The sequence below is a fragment of the Paractinoplanes lichenicola genome, from assembly GCF_016785085.1.
GTDB lineage: Bacteria > Actinomycetota > Actinomycetes > Mycobacteriales > Micromonosporaceae > Actinoplanes > Actinoplanes lichenicola.
The window spans coordinates 269,241-285,829 of sequence record NZ_JAENHO010000005.1; the positions used below are offsets into that span (position 1 = coordinate 269,241).

16 protein-coding genes are annotated in these 16,589 nt (G+C 73.0%); 12 read left to right on the top strand and 4 right to left on the bottom strand.

Annotated elements, in window-relative coordinates:
- Positions 1–5 precede the first annotated feature (5 nt).
- A complete protein-coding gene (locus JKJ07_RS18675; protein ID WP_202992866.1) occupies positions 6–938 on the top strand; it encodes a zinc metalloprotease in 933 nt (310 codons plus the stop codon).
- 228 nt (positions 939–1,166) lie between these two features.
- Here JKJ07_RS18675 and JKJ07_RS18680 read toward each other — a convergent pair whose 3' ends face one another.
- Both JKJ07_RS18680 and JKJ07_RS18685 read right to left on the bottom strand, forming a co-directional pair.
- Positions 1,167–1,703, bottom strand: coding sequence for a hypothetical protein (locus JKJ07_RS18680; protein WP_202992867.1), 537 nt, complete (start codon positions 1,701–1,703; stop codon positions 1,167–1,169).
- 55 nt (positions 1,704–1,758) lie between these two features.
- A complete protein-coding gene (locus JKJ07_RS18685; protein WP_202992868.1) occupies positions 1,759–2,388 on the bottom strand; it encodes a maleylpyruvate isomerase family mycothiol-dependent enzyme in 630 nt (209 codons plus the stop codon).
- A 191-nt stretch (positions 2,389–2,579) separates the two neighbouring features.
- Between JKJ07_RS18685 and JKJ07_RS18690 the strand changes: the two genes are divergently transcribed.
- Together JKJ07_RS18690 and JKJ07_RS18695 are read left to right on the top strand one after the other, a co-directional pair.
- Entirely contained in the window at positions 2,580–2,873 is a 294-nt protein-coding gene (locus JKJ07_RS18690) for a barstar family protein (protein ID WP_202992869.1), read from the top strand.
- A 172-nt stretch (positions 2,874–3,045) separates the two neighbouring features.
- On the top strand, positions 3,046–3,975 hold the full coding sequence (locus JKJ07_RS18695) for a hypothetical protein (protein WP_202992870.1): 930 nt from the start codon (positions 3,046–3,048) through the stop codon (positions 3,973–3,975).
- Here JKJ07_RS18695 and JKJ07_RS18700 read toward each other — a convergent pair.
- Positions 3,873–4,724, bottom strand: coding sequence for an NAD(P)/FAD-dependent oxidoreductase (locus tag JKJ07_RS18700; protein WP_202992871.1), 852 nt, complete (start codon positions 4,722–4,724; stop codon positions 3,873–3,875). The two genes, JKJ07_RS18695 and JKJ07_RS18700, sit on opposite strands and share 103 nt — an antisense overlap.
- Positions 4,725–4,771: 47 nt before the next feature.
- On the opposite strand from JKJ07_RS18700, the gene JKJ07_RS18705 reads away from it, so the two are divergent.
- Complete coding sequence (locus tag JKJ07_RS18705) at positions 4,772–5,356, top strand: helix-turn-helix domain-containing protein (RefSeq protein WP_202992872.1); 585 nt, start codon at positions 4,772–4,774, stop codon at positions 5,354–5,356.
- Positions 5,357–5,418: 62 nt separating this feature from the next.
- On the opposite strand, the gene JKJ07_RS18710 is transcribed toward JKJ07_RS18705, so the two are convergent.
- Positions 5,419–6,081, bottom strand: a complete 663-nt coding sequence (locus tag JKJ07_RS18710; protein WP_202992873.1) for a bifunctional DNA primase/polymerase — start codon at positions 6,079–6,081, stop codon at positions 5,419–5,421.
- A 240-nt stretch (positions 6,082–6,321) separates the two neighbouring features.
- Between JKJ07_RS18710 and JKJ07_RS18715 the strand changes: the two genes are divergently transcribed.
- The 8 genes from JKJ07_RS18715 to JKJ07_RS18750 all read left to right on the top strand — a co-directional run bounded on the left by JKJ07_RS18715 (position 6,322) and on the right by JKJ07_RS18750 (position 16,549).
- Complete coding sequence (locus tag JKJ07_RS18715; protein WP_202992874.1) at positions 6,322–7,551, top strand: helix-turn-helix domain-containing protein; 1,230 nt, start codon at positions 6,322–6,324, stop codon at positions 7,549–7,551.
- A 70-nt stretch (positions 7,552–7,621) separates the two neighbouring features.
- Positions 7,622–8,149: a flavoprotein gene (locus JKJ07_RS18720; RefSeq protein ID WP_236029476.1), complete on the top strand. Its 528-nt coding sequence runs from the start codon at positions 7,622–7,624 to the stop codon at positions 8,147–8,149.
- 46 nt (positions 8,150–8,195) lie between these two features.
- Positions 8,196–9,053, top strand: coding sequence for a Nif3-like dinuclear metal center hexameric protein (locus tag JKJ07_RS18725; protein WP_202992876.1), 858 nt, complete (start codon positions 8,196–8,198; stop codon positions 9,051–9,053).
- Positions 9,050–9,784, top strand: a complete 735-nt coding sequence (locus JKJ07_RS18730; protein ID WP_202992877.1) for a zinc ribbon domain-containing protein — start codon at positions 9,050–9,052, stop codon at positions 9,782–9,784. The genes JKJ07_RS18725 and JKJ07_RS18730 overlap by 4 nt, the downstream gene beginning before the upstream one ends.
- 84 nt (positions 9,785–9,868) lie before the next feature.
- Positions 9,869–10,978, top strand: a complete 1,110-nt coding sequence (locus JKJ07_RS18735) for a bifunctional RNase H/acid phosphatase (protein ID WP_202992878.1) — start codon at positions 9,869–9,871, stop codon at positions 10,976–10,978.
- 81 nt (positions 10,979–11,059) lie between these two features.
- On the top strand, positions 11,060–12,340 hold the full coding sequence (locus JKJ07_RS18740) for a glycoside hydrolase family 18 protein (protein ID WP_202992879.1): 1,281 nt from the start codon (positions 11,060–11,062) through the stop codon (positions 12,338–12,340).
- Positions 12,341–12,482: 142 nt separating this feature from the next.
- On the top strand, positions 12,483–16,220 hold the full coding sequence (locus tag JKJ07_RS18745) for a colicin D domain-containing protein (RefSeq protein ID WP_202992880.1): 3,738 nt from the start codon (positions 12,483–12,485) through the stop codon (positions 16,218–16,220).
- Positions 16,217–16,549, top strand: coding sequence for a hypothetical protein (locus tag JKJ07_RS18750; protein WP_202992881.1), 333 nt, complete (start codon positions 16,217–16,219; stop codon positions 16,547–16,549). The genes JKJ07_RS18745 and JKJ07_RS18750 overlap by 4 nt, the downstream gene beginning before the upstream one ends.
- Positions 16,550–16,589: the final 40 nt, after the last annotated feature.

A 16,589-nucleotide genomic window follows, 5' to 3' on the forward strand; every position in this document is an offset into this window, starting at 1 on the left:
GCCCGATGGACAACGCCGACATCGTCGAGACCCCGGCCCGGCGCCGCTGCGGCACCGAGGACGTGCACCGTCGCATGCTGAACGAGAGCCTGAACTACCGGCTGAACCGGGCCGCCATCGAGAACCTCGCCTTCGCCTTCGCCACCGGCGAGGAGCAGCCCGCCCGGGCCGAGGTGGCCACCATCGACGTGGTCGTCCACATCGTGCACTCCACCGACGAGCAGGACCTCTCCGAGGAGCAGATCGACGGTCAGCTCGCCGTGCTCAACGAGGACTTCCGGGCCACCAACGCCGACGTCAAGAACGTGCCCCCGGTGTGGCAGGGCCTGGTCGCCGACTCGCGGCTGGAGTTTCGCCGGGCGAGCGTCGACCCGGACGGCAACCCGACCACCGGGGTCACCCGGCGGCGGACCAGCAAGGCCTCCTTCTCGGACAACGACGCGGTCAAGTTCAGCGCCCAGGGCGGCACCGACGCCTGGCCGGCCGACCGTTACCTGAACATCTGGGTCTGCCGGCTCTCCGGCGGGCTGCTGGGCTACGCGCAGTTCCCGGGCGGGCCGGCCGAGACCGACGGCGTGGTGATCACCTACACCGGTTTCGGCACGACGGGCACGGCGGCCGCCCCGTTCAACCTCGGGCGCACCACGACCCACGAGATCGGCCACTGGCTCAACCTGTTCCACATCGGCGGCGACGACGGCACCGGCTGCAGCGGCACCGACTTCGTGGCGGACACCCCCAACCAGGCCGGCCAGAACTTCGGCACGCCCTCCTTCCCGTCGATCACCTGCAACAACGCGCCGAACGGCGACATGTTCATGAACTACATGGACTACACCGACGACGCGGCGATGTTCATGTTCACCCACGGGCAGATCCTGCGGGTCGAGGCCTGCCTGGCCGGCCCGCGCCAGAGCCTGCTGACGGCGCACCCGTAAAGGCGGCACAGCCGTAGAGGCGGCGCAGCCGTGAAGGCGGCAGAGCCGTAAAGGCGGCAGAGGACGGCGCCGGAGGCGAGCACCGGTCGCGGGCACCACGCCCGCCCGCGACCGGGCCCGCCCCCGGCGTGTCACCACCGGGAACGGCCGTTGGCCGGCGGCCGCTCCCGGCGCGGTGGCGATGTCGTGGGGCCGGGCGCACGGGACGCGCTCGGCCCCACTCCGTCGTCAGCCGGTGGGCCCGCCCGTGGCCGGGCCCGACGGATCGGCCGCCGGCTGCTCGGCGGCGCCGGCCGGGGGCCGCCAGCGGCCACCGGGCGGAAGCTCGCCCAGGAACTCGAGGCGGGCGCGGATGCCCCCGTTGCTGCGCCCGAACTCGGCCATCAGGTCGCGCTGGCGGGCGCCGGCCCGATAGCGCTCGACGAGGCGCTCGTCGTCACCCGGGGCCCAGCGGACGCCCTGGTTGGGGTGGCGGTCGCGCCGGTCGGGCGGCAACCCGGCGGGGGCCGGGGACGGCCGGGCCTGGGTCATCGCGATCAGGCCGGCCAGGGTGGAGGTGAGCACGTCGGTGAGCGCGGGCAGGTCGGCCGGCGCGATGCCGCCGCTGATCTCGCTCACCACGTGACCGTCGCTGTCGCTGCTCACGATGCAGAGATCGATGCGGTGGTCGTCGGTCGGGAAGGCGGTCACTTGATAGTCGATCTCGCCGAGCAGCAGGCGGCGGTCGAGGGTGATCGGGGAGGACTGGAGGGCGGTGTCATTCATGGGAGCGAACCTAGGGCGACCCTCTGACAGTTTTCGGCGCCGGCGGGCGAGCGCCTCAGCCGAGCCGCGCGGCCAGGATCCGTACGCCCGGGCCGTCGATCTCCCCGAGCCCGGCCGCCCGGCCCGTCAGCGCCATCATCAACGCCTCAGCCGGCCCGCTGACCAGGGCGCCTTCCCCGTACGCCCAGTCCAGATCGGTGCTCTCGAAGCGCAGCCCGGCCAGTCGCCGGCGCGGGGTGAAACCGACCGCCCGGCCCCCGGTCAGGAAGTCGAGCGAGAGGCGCAGGTGGTCGAGCGCGAGACCGTGCGGCAGCCCGAGCGGGCGGCGCATGTCCTGCCCGTGCACCTGCAGGTCGGCGAGCTGCCCCGGATAGCCGACGACGGGCGGCCGGAACGGGTTCTCGGCATGCCGGCGCAGGCTGCCCGCCAGGTCGGCCGCGGGGCGCCGGGCGATCTCGGCGGCGAGCCGGGCGTTGGCCCGATGGATCCGGAATCCACTGCGGAGCAGCGCCGAGAGCGTCAGGCGGCCCGGCGCGTCGACGGCGGCCACCAGGTGCCCGGCGACCTGGCGCACCGTCCAGCCGGCGCACAGGCTGGGCGTGGCGAGCTGGTCCGGGCTCAGCGACTCGACGAGGTCGGCGACCCGGCGGCGTTCCCCGGCGATGGCCCTGCGTACGGCGTCCACCCGCAGCAGCCTACGTAAACCCGTCGAGGGACGGCCCGGGCCGGGGCCCACGCTGATTCGTTTCAATAAAGGGGAAGCAAGGCGGGGGGAAGCAAGGCGCGGGGAAGCAAGGCGCGGGGAAGCAAGGCGCGGGGAAGCAAGGCGCGGGGAAGCAAGGCGCGGGGAAGCATGGCGGGGGAGAGGTGGGGTCGATGCGAGTGATCATCGACGGCCGGTTCGTGCTGGACGAGGCGGATCTGCACCGCCGCCTGGCCGGCGCGTTCGGCTACGGCCCGGCGTACCGGCCGGATCTGGAGTCGCTGCGGGCCCGGCTGACCGCGGGTGACCCGCGGCCGCTGCGGCTGACGCTGACCAACGCGGCGACAGTGCGCCTGGCGCTGGGCGACGACGCGTTCCGGGCCTTCGTGGCGGCGCTCGAGACGATCGAGGCCGGCGACGCGGGCAAGGGCTGGGACGAGCGGTTCGTCCTCACGGTCCTCGACTGAACCCAGGCACACCCGGGCTGCAACCGTGCGTCCCTCAACCCGGCCCGGCGATCACCGATTCCTACTGTTGCCGGCGGGATGTCCCACCGGCGGGCGGGCCCCGGTCGGCATCCCCCCGGCGATCGGGCCCGCCCTGCCGACGGCATCACGAACGGAATCGGAGGGCGGGCAGATGCCGTCGGAGCTGCACATCGGCATGGACGACGAGAAGACCGTCCTTTCCCCGTACGCCCTCAGGCTGCGCACCGGCCGCGCGACGCGGCACCGCTCCGGCTCCGTCACCGAGGTCGTCCCGGTCACCCCGACGGGTGTGACCCGCGAGGCCCGCGTGGCGTTCGCCGCCCGCCTCAGCCTCCCCCTGATCTTCGTCTCGGCCCTGCTCTTCGCGGCCGGCGTGCCCTGGTGGCTGCCGTTCGCGGCCTCGGTCGCGACCGTCACCACCGTCTGGCGCCGTCAGGCCCGGGCCGCGCAGGTCACCCGCTTCGAGCGGCCCACCGCCGCGGGCGGCCGCGTGCTGGTCAGCGCGGAGGAGCGGGCCGTGTTCGCGCGCGCCGCCGCGGTCGCGCGCCGGATCCGCCGTACGTGGCCCGGTCTGCCCGGCATGATCGACCCGGAGCCGGCCGACCGCTCGCTGACCCGGGCCCTCGACGACCTGGCCGCGCTGCTGGTGCGGCGGCAGGAGCTGCGCCGGCTGCGGGCCGGGCTCGACGGCGTGGGCGAGCGGGACGTGCCCGCCGACAGCCCGGCCGTGCTCGCCCTGGCGGCTCAGCGCGACCGGGCCGGCGAGCTCTGGCGCGAGACCGGCGAGCAGGCCAACCGCATCCTGCGCAGCCTCGACCAGGCGGCCCTGGCGGGCGAGTCGTTCCTGCGCGAGCGCGAGATCGGTGAGGCCGCGCGGCGGGCCGAGCTCGTGCTGGCCGGTCTGTCCGGCGAGCCCGGTGCCCCGGCCGCGGAGGCGGGTCCCGAGCTGGCCGACCGGACGGCCGCCGTGATCACCGCCTATCGCGAGCTGGAGGAGGGAGCCGGCGGAGCAATCCCCAGCAGGTCAGCGTTGATCATCGCCCCGGCCGTCATCCCGGCGGCCGCCGACGAGATCACCTGAGCCATCGGGTCGGTGACGTTGCCGGCCACCCAGACCCCGGGCACCTCCGTACGCCCGGTCGGGTCGATCGCCGGCACGTGGGTGCCGATGCCCATCGGGTGCTCGACGGCCTTGAGCCCGAGTGAGTCCAGGAACCCGGCCCGCGCCTCCATCCGCGTGCCCACGACCAGGTATTCCCGCTCGACCAGGGTGCCGTCCTTCAGCCGTACGCCGTCCGCCTCGACCGCCGTGATCTCCGCGAGCGGCAGCAGGCGCACGTCGGGGCTCCACTGCTGCCACAGCCGCAGCCGGTGCTCGGTCATGTCGTCGCCCGGCGTCCCGAGCACGCCGATCGCCTTGCCCCGCACCTCCCAGCCGTGGCAGTAGGGGCAGTGCAGCACGGTCGTGCCCCAGCGCTCGGCCAGCCCGGGCACGTCGGGCAGCTGGTCGGTCAGCCCGGTCGTGACCAGCAGCCGCCGCGCCCGGTGCACGCCGCCGTCGGCCAGGGTCACCTCGAAGCCGGGCCCGGCCGAGACGACCTCGCCCTCGAGCACCGTGCCGCCGTACCGCTCGACCTCGGCCCGGCCGGCCGCGCGGAACTCGGCCGGGGTCATCCCGTCGCGGGTCAGGAAGTTGTGGATGCCCTCGGCGGGGGCGTTGCGGCCCTGCCCGGAGTCGATCACCAGCACCGAGCGCAACGCCCGTCCCAGGGCCACCGCGCCGCTGAGCCCGGCCGGTCCGCCCCCGATCACCATCACGTCGTAAGTCATGTCCCCATGGTGGCCGGGACCTCCGGAAAGGGGGAAACTTCTTTGCCATGACAGCAAAAGACTTCCTCCAGGAGGTCGGTCCCCGCCTGCGCGCGCTGCGGAAGGACGCGGGCATCACGCTGACCGCGCTGGCCGACACGACCGGCATCTCGGTCAGCACCCTGTCGCGGCTCGAGTCGGGGCAGCGCAAGGCGACCCTCGAGCTGCTGATGCCGCTGGCCCAGGCCTATCGGGTGCCGCTCGACGAGCTGGTCGGCGCGCCTCCGACCGGCGACCCGCGGGTGTACACCCGCCCGATCCAGCGGTTCGGTCAGACGATCCTGCCGCTGACCCGCAACCCGGGCGGCCCGCAGGCGTTCAAGCACGTCATCGCGGCCGGGGACCGGCAGACGCCCGACCCCAAGACGCATGAGGGCTACGAGTGGCTCTACGTGCTCAGCGGCCGGCTGCGGCTGGTGCTCGGCGAGCACGACCTGGTGCTGCCGGCCGGCGAGGCCGCCGAGTTCGACACCCGGGTGCCGCACTGGTTCGGCAGCGCCGAGGGCAGGCCGGTCGAGTTCCTGTCGATCTTCGATGCGCAGGGCGCCCGGATCCACGTGCGGGCGCGTCCGAAGAAGACTTCATCCGTTTGAGTGACTCGACCGTCACGCTGCGGGGCACTACCTTGTCAGTCGACATGCTGAAAGACAGGGCGTCATCCACCCCGGCGGGCGGTCGACAACTGCCGGGGCACAGTGAGCTGGGGTGCTCGCACAGTGCCGAGCGCGTCGGTCATCAGCGCCTGCACCGCCGCGCTCCCGGGCAGCCGCCATTGTGCCTGGTCGGGCGAGACGGCCCAGCGCACCGGGCCCTCGGGCGTGCGGCTCGGCGCCACCGGGATCCACGAGCCGAGCCCGTGCCGCACGACGTCCAGCCGATGATCCAGTTCGGACCGCAGGGGCACCCCGGGCTCGACCAGGAACGTCCAGCGGCCGGCGCCCGTGACGGCGACGGGCCCGCAGGCGTCGGCGCGCCGGTTGAGCCGTACGGTGCCGAGCACCCGCAGGCCGAGCGTGGCCGGCACCTCGATCGCGTCGAAGCGGCGCCCGGTGACCAGCAGCACGCTGTGCGGCTCGTGCCGCCACCACGCCCGCACCTGGGCCGGATCGGCGCTCGCGGTGTCCTCCCACGACTCGAGCGCCGGGTGACCGGTCATGATCGGGCAGCCGGGCCGTCCACAGGCGAAGCGGTGGCCGGTCAGGCGTGCGCCCGGGGTGACCGCCCAGCCGTGCGCCGCGAAGCGGAGCGCCGCCCGGCGCAACCGGAGCCGATCGAGGATCGACGGCGGTACGAACGGCCGGCGAGCGGTCCACTGCATGGCTCGATATCCCCCGATCTAGGTGGTCCGGTGCTATATCAGCCAGGTGCGCCGTATCCAAGCGCGACACACCTCGTTGGTTCCGGCAGATCCACCCTTTGCAAGTTGCAACAAAAACTACGAGCATCGGTGGGCAGGCGATCACACACGTTGTGCGACGTACGCGGACGTGCGCGTTCCAGACTGCAGATGACACAAGGGCTTGCCGGCGGGGGTCGCCGGTGAGCCGGGGGAGGCACCGTGGACGAGCTGCCGATCGGCCGCCGCGTCGCCTATTGGCGCGGTCGACGCAAGATGTCCCAGCAGGTCTTTGCTGACCGGCTGGGGAAGTCCAAGAGCTGGGTCGACAAGGTGGAGCGGGGGGTCCGCCGGCTCGACAAGTTCTCCGTCGTCTACGAGATCGCCGACGTTCTCCAGGTCGACGTCCAGCTGCTGCTGGGCAAGGACGTGGAACGCCGGCCGGAGACACAGAACTGCATCGACCAGGTCGAGGTCGAGGAGATTCGTGCCGCTCTGGAGCGCTATGACCAGATGAGCGCGTTTTTCCAGGCGGTGCCACATTCGCCGCCGCTCACCGAGATGCGCAAGGCCGTCAGCCACGCCTGGCTGACCTATCAGCATGCCAAATACGGCGTGCTGGCCCGCATGCTGCCCAAGCTGCTGCGGGACGCCCAGGCGGCCGACAGCGCGTACGCGACCGGCACCGAGGCCAAGGACGCCGCGCACCTGCTCGGGCAGGTCTATCAGATCGCGTCGTCAGCGCTGCGCAAGGTCGGCGAGCACGAGCTGTCGTGGCTGGCCGCCGACCGCTCGATCGCCGTCTCGCAGCGGGCCGGCGACCAGCTCCTGGCCGGGCTGGCGAGCTATCGGGTGGGCAGCGCGCTGCTGGCGCTGGGCCGGGTCCGGCCCGCGCTCGAGGTCAACGTCAACATCGCGAACCGGCTGGCGCCGTCGTACGAGCCGGCGCACAAGGGCGAGCGCCTGTCGGTCTACGGCATGCTGCTGCTCAACGGGGCGATGGCGGCGGCCCGGATCGGCGACAGCGCGACCGTGCGCGACCTGCTGTGCGGCGCCGAGCAGGCCTCGCTCGAGCTGGGCGGCGACTTCAACCACTACTGGACCAGCTTCGGCCCGACCAACGTGCAGCTGCACCGCTGCGCCACGGCGGTCGAGCTGGGCGACGGCCGTACTGCGGTCGAGACGCACGAGAAGATCGACGTCATCGGCTTCAACGCGATGCTGCCGGAGCGCCGGGCGCACCACTTCCTCGACATCGCGCGCGGCTACACCCAGATCGGCAACGTCGAGAAGGCCAGCGAGATGCTGCTCGAGGGCGACCGGCTCGCCCCGTCCGAGATCCGCTGCCGCCCGCTCGCGCACGAGGTTCTTTCCGACGTGCTCCGCCGGACGCGGGGCACTCCGCCGGCTCCCATAGCGGAGCTGGCCGAGCAGATGGGAGTCGGTGTATGAGGTGGGTTAGCACGTGACGACCGGTAACCCCGCGCCCGGTGTCCTGTACGTCCTGGTCTGTGGCTCGCCCATGGCCCGCGACGTCGGCATCCTGGTCGACCTGGCCCAGTCGGAGGGCTGGGACGTCTGCGTGATCACGACACCCGACGGGCGCAAGTTCGTCGACGTGGCGGCGCTCCAGGCCCAGACCGGTCATCCGGTACGCACCTACTACAAGAGCCCCGGCGACCCCGACATGCTGCCCGCGGCGGACGCGATGATCGTCGCGCCGGCCACGGTCAACACCGTTAACAAGTGGGCAGCCGGGATCACCGACACCCTCGTCCTCGGCCTGCTGGTCGAGGGCTACGGCTACGGCGTGCCCACGGCCGTGGTCCCGTACACGAACAAGGTCATGGCCCTGCACCCCGCGCTGCACGAGAGCCTGTCCCGGCTGCGCGACTGGGGTGTGCACGTGCTCTACGGCGAGGACGTCTGCCGGCTGGGAGGCCCCGGACAGACCGACCGGTTTCGAGCCCAGTTCCCCTGGCGGCGCGCGCTCCAGGCGGTCAGCAACCCGGTGACCATGAGCAGCAGCGGCCCGGTGGAACGAGCGTAGGCGGTCCCGCCGATCGATCGGCGGAAGCCCGATAGAGTTGGCGGCCGTGACCGACACTGCTGCCGCACCCACCGTCCTCGACGTGGTGAGCGCCCTCGACCGGCGTTACCCGCGCGCCTGGGCGGAGTCGTGGGATCGCGTCGGCCTGGTGCTCGGCGACTTCGAGCACCCTGTCCGGCGCGTCCTCTGCGTCGTCGACTGCGTGCCCGAGACGGTCGAGGAGGCGCTCGACGAGCGGGCCGACCTGATCGTGGCCCACCACCCGCTGCTGCTCAAGCCGGTGTCGTCGATCGCCCCCGACACCTACAAGGGCCGCATCATCCACCGCTTGATCCGCAACGACGTGGCGCTCTACTCCGCCCACACGAACGCGGACGTGGCCAATCCCGGCGTGTCCGACGCCCTCGCCGCCCGCCTGGGCCTGCGCGACCTGCGCCCCCTCGTGCCGGCCACCGGCGCCGCCGAGGGCGCGGGCCGGGGCATCGGCCGCATCGGCGAGCTGGCCGAGCCGATGGATCTGGCCGAGTTCACCGGCTTCGCGGCCACCCGCCTGCCCGCGACGGCGGCCGGGGTCCGGGCGGCCGGCGACCCGTCCCGCGTGCTGCGCACGGTGGCCGTCTGCGGCGGCGCGGGCGACTCATTCCTGGCCGACGCGACGCGGGCCGGTGTCGACGCGTACCTCTGCGCCGATCTGCGCCACCACCCGGCCAGCGAGCATCTCGCCGAGAGCGGCCCGGCGCTGCTCGACGTCGCACACTGGGCCACCGAACGGCCCTGGCTCGACGGCGTCGCGGCCTGGCTGCGCGAGGAGTTCGGCGCCGAAGCCATCGTGTCCGATCGGGACACGGACCCCTGGACCGTGCACGCCAGGGAAGACCCCGAAAAGAAGGAGCCCCTGCCGTGAAGGCCTCGCCGGAAGCCCAGAGCCGACTGCTCGACCTGCAAGCCGTCGACACCGCCCTGGCCCAGCTCGCACACCGGCGTAAGTCGCTGCCCGAGCTGGCCGAGATCGACGCGGTCGCGCGGGAGATCTCCGCGCTCGAGGACGAGCGGGCGCGGGCCCAGGTCGCCGTGGACGACCTGGAGCGCGACATCAGCCGCTTCGAGAAGGACATCGAGCAGGTCCGCCTCCGCAAGAGCCGCGACCAGGCCCGGCTCGACGCGGGTGGCGCGCTGCGCGAGATCGAGGGCCTGCAGCACGAGCTGGCCACGCTCAACCGCCGGCAGTCCGAGCTGGAGGACGCCGAGCTCGAGCTGATGGAGCAGAAGGAGACCGCCGACGCGGCCCTGGCCGAGGTGCAGCAGCGGATCAACGCCGCCGTCGGGCGCCGCGACGAGGCCGAGCGCCGCCGCGACGAGGCGTACGGGGAAATCACCAAGGAACAGGAGTTCAAGAGCTCGGCCCGGGGCCCGCTGGCCGCCGACCTGCCCGCCGACCTGGTCGCGCTCTACGACAAGATCCGGCTCGACTCGGGGCTGGGGGCCGCGCTGTTCCAGTCCGGCCGCTGCGGGGGCTGCCGCATCGAGCTCTACGGCGCCGACCTGGCCCGGGTCAAGGCGGCCGCCGCCGACGACGTGGTCCGCTGCGAGGAGTGCCGGCGCATCATGGTGCGTACGAAGGAATCGGGGCTATGAGCGACCGAATTAGCGCGGCGGCGTCTTGCCGGAGCGCAGCGGAGGCAAGGCGTCGTCAACATTGCGCTGCATGAGGAGCGAATCATGAGCACAGCGAGGGTTGTCGTCGAGGCCGACGGCGGGTCCCGGGGCAATCCGGGTCCGGCCGGCTACGGCGCGGTGGTGCGCGACACCGACGGCCAGGTGCTGCTGGAGCGGCAGGGCGCGCTCGGCACCACCACCAACAACGTCGCCGAATACACCGGCCTGGTCGAGGGGCTCAAGGCGGCGCACGAGCTGGGTGCGACCGAGGTCGACGTGCGGATGGACTCCAAGCTCGTGGTCGAGCAGATGTCCGGCCGCTGGCAGATCAAGAACGCCGGCCTGCGACCGCTCGCCGCCGAAGCCGCCCAGTGGGTCGCGCGGATCGGCAAGGTGACCTTCGAGTGGATCCCGCGCGAGCGCAACAAGGCGGCCGACGCGCTGGCCAACCGGGCGATGGACGAGGCCGCGGGCAAGCCCGTCTCTTCCTCGCCCGTTGATCTTGCCGCGGAAGAAAAGACCGCTCCCCGGTCATGGGCCCCGCCCGCGATGGAGAACGCCACCCGGCTGATCCTCGTGCGGCACGGCGAGACGGCGTACACGCAGCAGGGTCGTTACTCCGGTCGCGGCGACATCCCGCTCTCCGAGCAGGGTGAGGCGCAGGCGATGGCCGCGGGCGGCCGGGTGGCGGGGATCGCGCGCGATGTCACGGCCGTCGTCAGCTCGCCGCTGGGTCGCTGCGTGCGCACCGCCGAGCACATCGCGGCCGAGGTCGGCGCGGTGCCGGTGACGGTGGTGGACGACCTGATCGAGGTGGATTTCGGGCTCTGGGAGGGCCTGACCTTCGCCGAGGTGCTCCAGGGCTGGCCGGCCGAGATGAACGCGTGGCTCGACTCGACGAGCGTGGCGCCGCCGGGGGGCGAGTCGTTCCAGGCGGCGGGCAAGCGGGTCCGCGGCGCGATGGCGAGCATCCTTTCCTCGTACGGGGGAGGGGTTGTGGTGCTGGTCTCCCACGTGTCGCCGATCAAGCTGATCCTGCGCGACGCGCTGGCCGCCTCCGACGCGTTCCTGCATCGGTTGTTCCTCGACGCCGCGGGCATCTCCACAATGGATGTCTGGCCGGATGGCAACATAGCGGTACGTTCCGTCAACGAGACGGCCCATTTGCGCTAACTACTTCTTGCCTCCCGGGTTCGAGACGTTTAGCTTCCTCGATTAGGAAACTTTCTTCAACGTTTCGGCCCGGGAGGGCTCATGCGCGTATTCACCCGACGTCTCGTGGCCGCGGCGGCCGTCGCCGCGGTGGCGTCGACGTTCGCCGCGACACCCGCACAGGCAACGATCAAGCCGTACGTCAAGGTCGGCTACTTCACCCAGTGGGGCATCTACGGCCGCGACTTCCAGCTGGCCAAGGTGCAGAAGTCCGGCGCCGCGAGCCGCCTGACCCACATCAACTACGCGTTCGGCCCGGTCACCGCGGACGGGCTCTGCGCCTCGGCCGACGCGTGGGCCGACTGGCAGACCCCGTTCTCGGCCGAGAACAGCGTCGACGGCGTCGCCGACGTCGAGGGCCAGCCGATCTCGGGCAACCTCAACCAGATCAAGGAACTCAAGGCCAAGAACCCGAAGCTGCGCGTGCTGATCTCGCTCGGCGGCTGGACCGGCTCGAAGTACTTCTCGGACGCGGCGCTGACCGACGCCTCCCGTACGAAGCTCGTCTCCTCCTGCGTCGACCTGTGGATCAAGGGCAACCTGCCCGGCCTGCCCGCCGGGGTGGCGTCCGGGATCCTCGACGGCATCGACCTCGACTGGGAATGGCCCGGCTCCGAGGGTGAGGTCGGCAATATCATCCGGCCCGAGGACAAGCAGAACTTCACGCTGCTGACCGCCGAGTTCCGCAAGCAGCTCGACGCCTTGAGCAAGACCACCAAGAGGCACTACGACCTGACGGCCTTCCTGCCCGCCTCGCCGGTCAAGGTCGACGCCGGCTTCGAGGGCAAGATCTTCAAGTACCTCGACTTCGCCACGGTGCAGGGCTACGACTTCCACGGCTCGTGGGAGGCCCGCACCAACCAGCAGTCCGCGATCTTCGTGCCGAAGGGCGCCCCCGACAACCCCGACTTCTCGTCCGAGGTCGCGATCAACAAGTGGCTCTCGGTCGGCGCCCCGCGCAAGAAGCTGGTGCTCGGCCTGCCCTACTACAGCCAGGGCTGGACCGGCGTCACCGCGCCCGGCAACGGCCTGTTCGCCCCGGCCACCGGCCCCGCGCCGGGCAAGTTCGCGGCCGGCACCGAGGACTACAAGACGGTCAAGACGCTGCCCGGCTTCAAGACCTACCGTGACCTCAAGTCGGGCCACTCGTGGCTGTTCGACGGCACCACGTTCTGGACCTACGACGACCCGGCCATGATGCTCCAGAAGACCCTCTACATCCGGGCCAAGGGCCTGGGCGGCGCGATGATGTGGTCGCTCGACGGCGACGACACCAACGCCTCGCTGACCAAGGCCGTCTCGACGGGTCTCTGGACCCCCTGACCGGTCGTTCCGCCGTCCGCGCCCATCCCCGTACGGGGGTGGGCGCGTCTCTTGGGCGAGACGTGCTTCAATGTCTCGTCCGCATCGAGGTCGATCACTCGGTGCAGGCATCTTCGCAGTGAGTCCACGGGGGAAACTGAATATGCGATTGCGACGACGGCTGCACACCTTTGTGACAGCCGCACTGACGGCGGCTGTCCTCATCCCGGTGCTGCACGCGCCACCCGCGGCGGCGGCGCCCGCCTCCGCCCTCCTGCTGGCCGAGGGCGACCCGCTGCCCATTCCGCCGCTCGTGACGGAGTCGTGGGACGGCAAGACCGGCATCGACACCTCGAACGAGCGCTGGCGCAAGGCGGTGGCGGACGTCGCCGAGTTCACTCCGGAACCGGAGATCCGCGACGCCGCCCTGGCCGCGCTGGCCGCCGCCGACCCGGCCGCCATCCAGAAGTTCGCCATGGTCGACATGCCGGCCCTGACCAAGCAGGTCGCCGCCCGCAAGAAGCAGGAGGCGGCGGACAACCTGGCCCGGATCAAGGCCATGGCCGGCACCGGCGGTCCCTACTTCAACGCCGAGGTGCAGCGGGTGCTGGCCGGCACGGACGGCGACCGGGCGGCGTTCCTCGCCTACGGCGCCGACGTGGCGCGCGCCCGTGACGAGAAGGTCGCCGCCGACGGCCGGGAGCGCGCCGGCCAGCTGCGCGACCGGCTGCGGGTCCTCGCCGCCGCCGCGCCGGCCGAGTCCAAGGTGAAGGCCGCGGCCGAGCAGGCACTGGCCGGCGACGACGCCGCGGTGGCGGCGTTCTGGGCGACCGGATATCTGGCCGCGGCCAAGGCCGATGCCGCCGAGCGCGAGCAATATCTGAAGGACCTGGAGGCGCGCAACAAGGCCGCCGAGGAGCTGTCCGACCTGGCCCAGCGGGCCAAGCGCGCCTCCGAGGCGCGAACCCGGCTGCTGGCCGCGCACGGCGACGCGGTCCGGGCCCTCCAGCGCGCGGCCAACGCCATGGGTGGCGCCGCGAACGCGGCCCGGCACGCCGAGCGCGTGCTGACCGCCGGGGCCGGCACGTCGGCGTCCAAGGCGCCCGAGCTGGCCGCGGCGAAGACGCAGACCGCCAACGAGCTGCGCGCCGCGCAGCAGGCCGCCGAGCAGGCCGGCACGGCGGCGGCGATCGCCACCACGGCCGCCGACGAGCTGGTCGACACCGGCCTGGTCTACGGGGCCGAGTGGTCGCTGATCGTCAACGGCATGGCCGAGGCTTCCACCGCCGCGGCCGGGGCGACCGAGACCGCGCTCAACGCCGTCGACGCCACCATCGCCACCAACAACGCGCAGGACGCCCAGGCCAAGGCCGAGGCGCACGCCCGGCAGGCGGAGCGGTGGCGCAAGCTGGCCGCGGACCACGCCGCCGCCGCCAAGAAGCTCGCCGCGGCCGCCGCCAAGCAGGCCGCCGCGGCCAAGACCGCCGCCGCGCGCACCAAGGCCGCCCGGGTCAAGGCCGAGCAGGCCGAGGCCGCCGCCGTGGCCGCCGCCGCCCGCGCCCACCAGCACCGGCTGACCGCCGAGGCCGAGGCCGAGACCGCACGCCAGCAGCGCGTCATCGCCGAGCGGGAGCGGGCCAACGCGGCCGCGGCCCGGGCCCGGGCCGAGGAGCAGGCGGCAGTCGCCCGGTCGGCTCGCGGCAACGCGGACGCCCAGGCGGCGATCGCCCGCGGCGCCCGCGACAAGTCGGTCACCGCCAACCAGGCGGCCGAGCAGGCCGACGTCCGGGCCTGGAAGCAGGAGGACGCGGCCCGGCAGGCCCGCGACGCCGCGCTCGAGGCCGAACGGGCCGAGCAGACCGCCAAGGCCAAGGCCAAGGCGCTCGAGGCGCAGGCCAAGGCCTACGCGACCGATTCCGCCGGAGCCGAGGCACAGCGTCAGGCCGACGAGGCGAACGCGCAGGCCGGCGTGGCCGGCACCGCCGCCCGCTCGGCCCGGGGCTCGGCCAACGTCGCCACCGGCGCCGCGGCCAACGCCCGGGCCGCCGCCACCCAGGCCCAGCAGGCCGCGTCCCGGGCCCTCGCCGCGGCGCAGGCCGCCGAGGCCGCCGCGGCCCGCGCGGACGCGGCCGCCGACGCCGCCGAGGCGGACGCGCGGGCGACCCACGCCGCGCGGATGCGGGCCGAGGCCCAGGCCGCCGAGGCGACCCGGCAGGAGGTCAAGGCGGCCGAGGCGGCCTCGGCCGCGGTGAAGTTCGCCCAGCAGGCCGCGGAGGAAGCGATGCAGGCGCTGTGGGCGGCCAACCGCACCCGCGACGAGGCGCAGGCGGCCACCACCGAGGCCGTGGCGGCCGCCCACCAGGCCGACCTGGCGGTGACCGCCGCCGCGGCGGCCCGGCAGTCGGCCGCGGGTATCGCCGAGCCCGCCAACGCCGCGATCGGTCTGGTCACGCCGTTCACCGGCGCCGACATCGACGCCGACTTCGTGACCGTGGTGGCCGAGCAGGCCCGCACCATCGGCGCCGAGCAGGCCGAGGCCGCCGCGCGGCGTGCCGCCGAGGCGCTGACCGCGGCCGACCTCGCCCAGCAGGCCGCCGAGCGGGCCAACGACCAGGTGCGCCCGGCCTACCAGTCGGCGGCGGACGCGGCCAAGTCGGCCTCCGACGCGGCCAAGTCGGCCGCCGAGGCCAAGAAGTCGGCGGCCGAGGCCGCGGCCGACGGCGCCGCGGCGCGGTCCGCCGCGGCGAACGCGGTGGCCGCGGACGCCCGGGCCCGGGCCGACGCCGCGGCCGCCCGCGCGGCGGCGAACCAGGCGGCCGACGACGCGGCCATCGCCGGCCGGAGCGCCCAGGCGGCGCAGGCCGACGCCAACGCCGCGGCCGCCGCGGCCAGCGCGGCCGAGGCCGACGCGGCCGCCGCGCGGAAGTCGGCCACCGACGCCGAGGGCTACGCCGCCGAGGCGCGCACCAATGCGGACGAGGCCCAGAAGTGGGCCGACGACGCCGACAAGGCCGTCGACCTCGCCTTCTCGCACGCCGTGGAGGCCCAGCAGGCGGCCGACCGGGCCGAGGCGGCCGAGCGGCAGCGGGAGCAGGACGCGCGCGGCGCCGCCCTCGAGGGCGACAACGGCGTGCCCGACCCCGACCGCGAGCAGGAGATCCTCGACCAGCTCAGCCCGGAGGACCGCGAGCGCTACCAGCAGTACAAGGACCTGGCCGGTCAGGACATCCTCGACTTCATCGAGGACAACCTCGGTGACCTGATCGCCGACCTGTCCGGCTGGACCGACGTCAAGAAGTGCTTCACCGAGGGCAACGTCGAGGCGTGCCTGTGGACGCTGGCCAGCATCATCCCGGTCGGCAAGATCTTCAGCACCGGCGGCAAGGCGATCAAGCAGATCCTGCGGCTGGCGCCGAAGCTGCGGAAGTTCCTCGACGAGATCAAGGCCGGCAAGAAGGGTCTCAAAGAGCTCGAGGAGTTCGCCCAGCAGATGGGTGAGGCCTGCAAGGTGGTTCCGCAGGCCCGTGCGGCGTCCGCGCAGCGAGCGGCCGCGGCCAACTGCGGCAGCGCGGCGGCCGGGTGGGCCAAGAAGGCCAACTTCAGCAAGCGGTCGACCATGCAGAAGAAGTGGGACGCCCACAAGACGGACTGGGGCCTGACCGGCAACGCGACCAACAAGAGCCTGGCCGAGTGGGAGCAGATCATGCGGAACCACATGACGGCGCCCAACACGAAGATCTACCGGTTCAACTACCGTGGGCAGGGCCCGGCAGTCGGGTTCATCGACCCGGCGAGCAAGAAGATGGTCATGCTGAACCCCAAGGACGGCTCGTTCTGGACCGGCTACAAGCTGGGCGACAACCAGTTCACCGACATCGTCGACAAGGGCTGGCTCTGGTGACCCGACCGGAACGGCCGCGGGCCTGGGCGCGGCCGTCCGAAGCCCCGCCCGGCTCCGGGACGGCCACCCAGGTGGATCTGATGCGCCGCCTGGTGGCCGGGCAGATCAGCGGGCCACGGTTCGCCGTCGACTGGTTCGAGGCGCGGCGCCAGGTGCTGAACGACGGCGAGCGCACGCGGGAGCCGTTCGAGCGGGTGCTGCTCGACGTCTTCTATCTGCTCGAGGACGACTACGTGATCCCGGTGGGGCTGCGCGGCCCCGGCGACCTCACCGACGAGCAGCTCACCACAAAGATCCGTGCGGCCCTGGCCAGGCTCGACGCGCTGTAGGAAGCGGTGGAACGGCCGGCTCGTCGATGGACGGACCGGC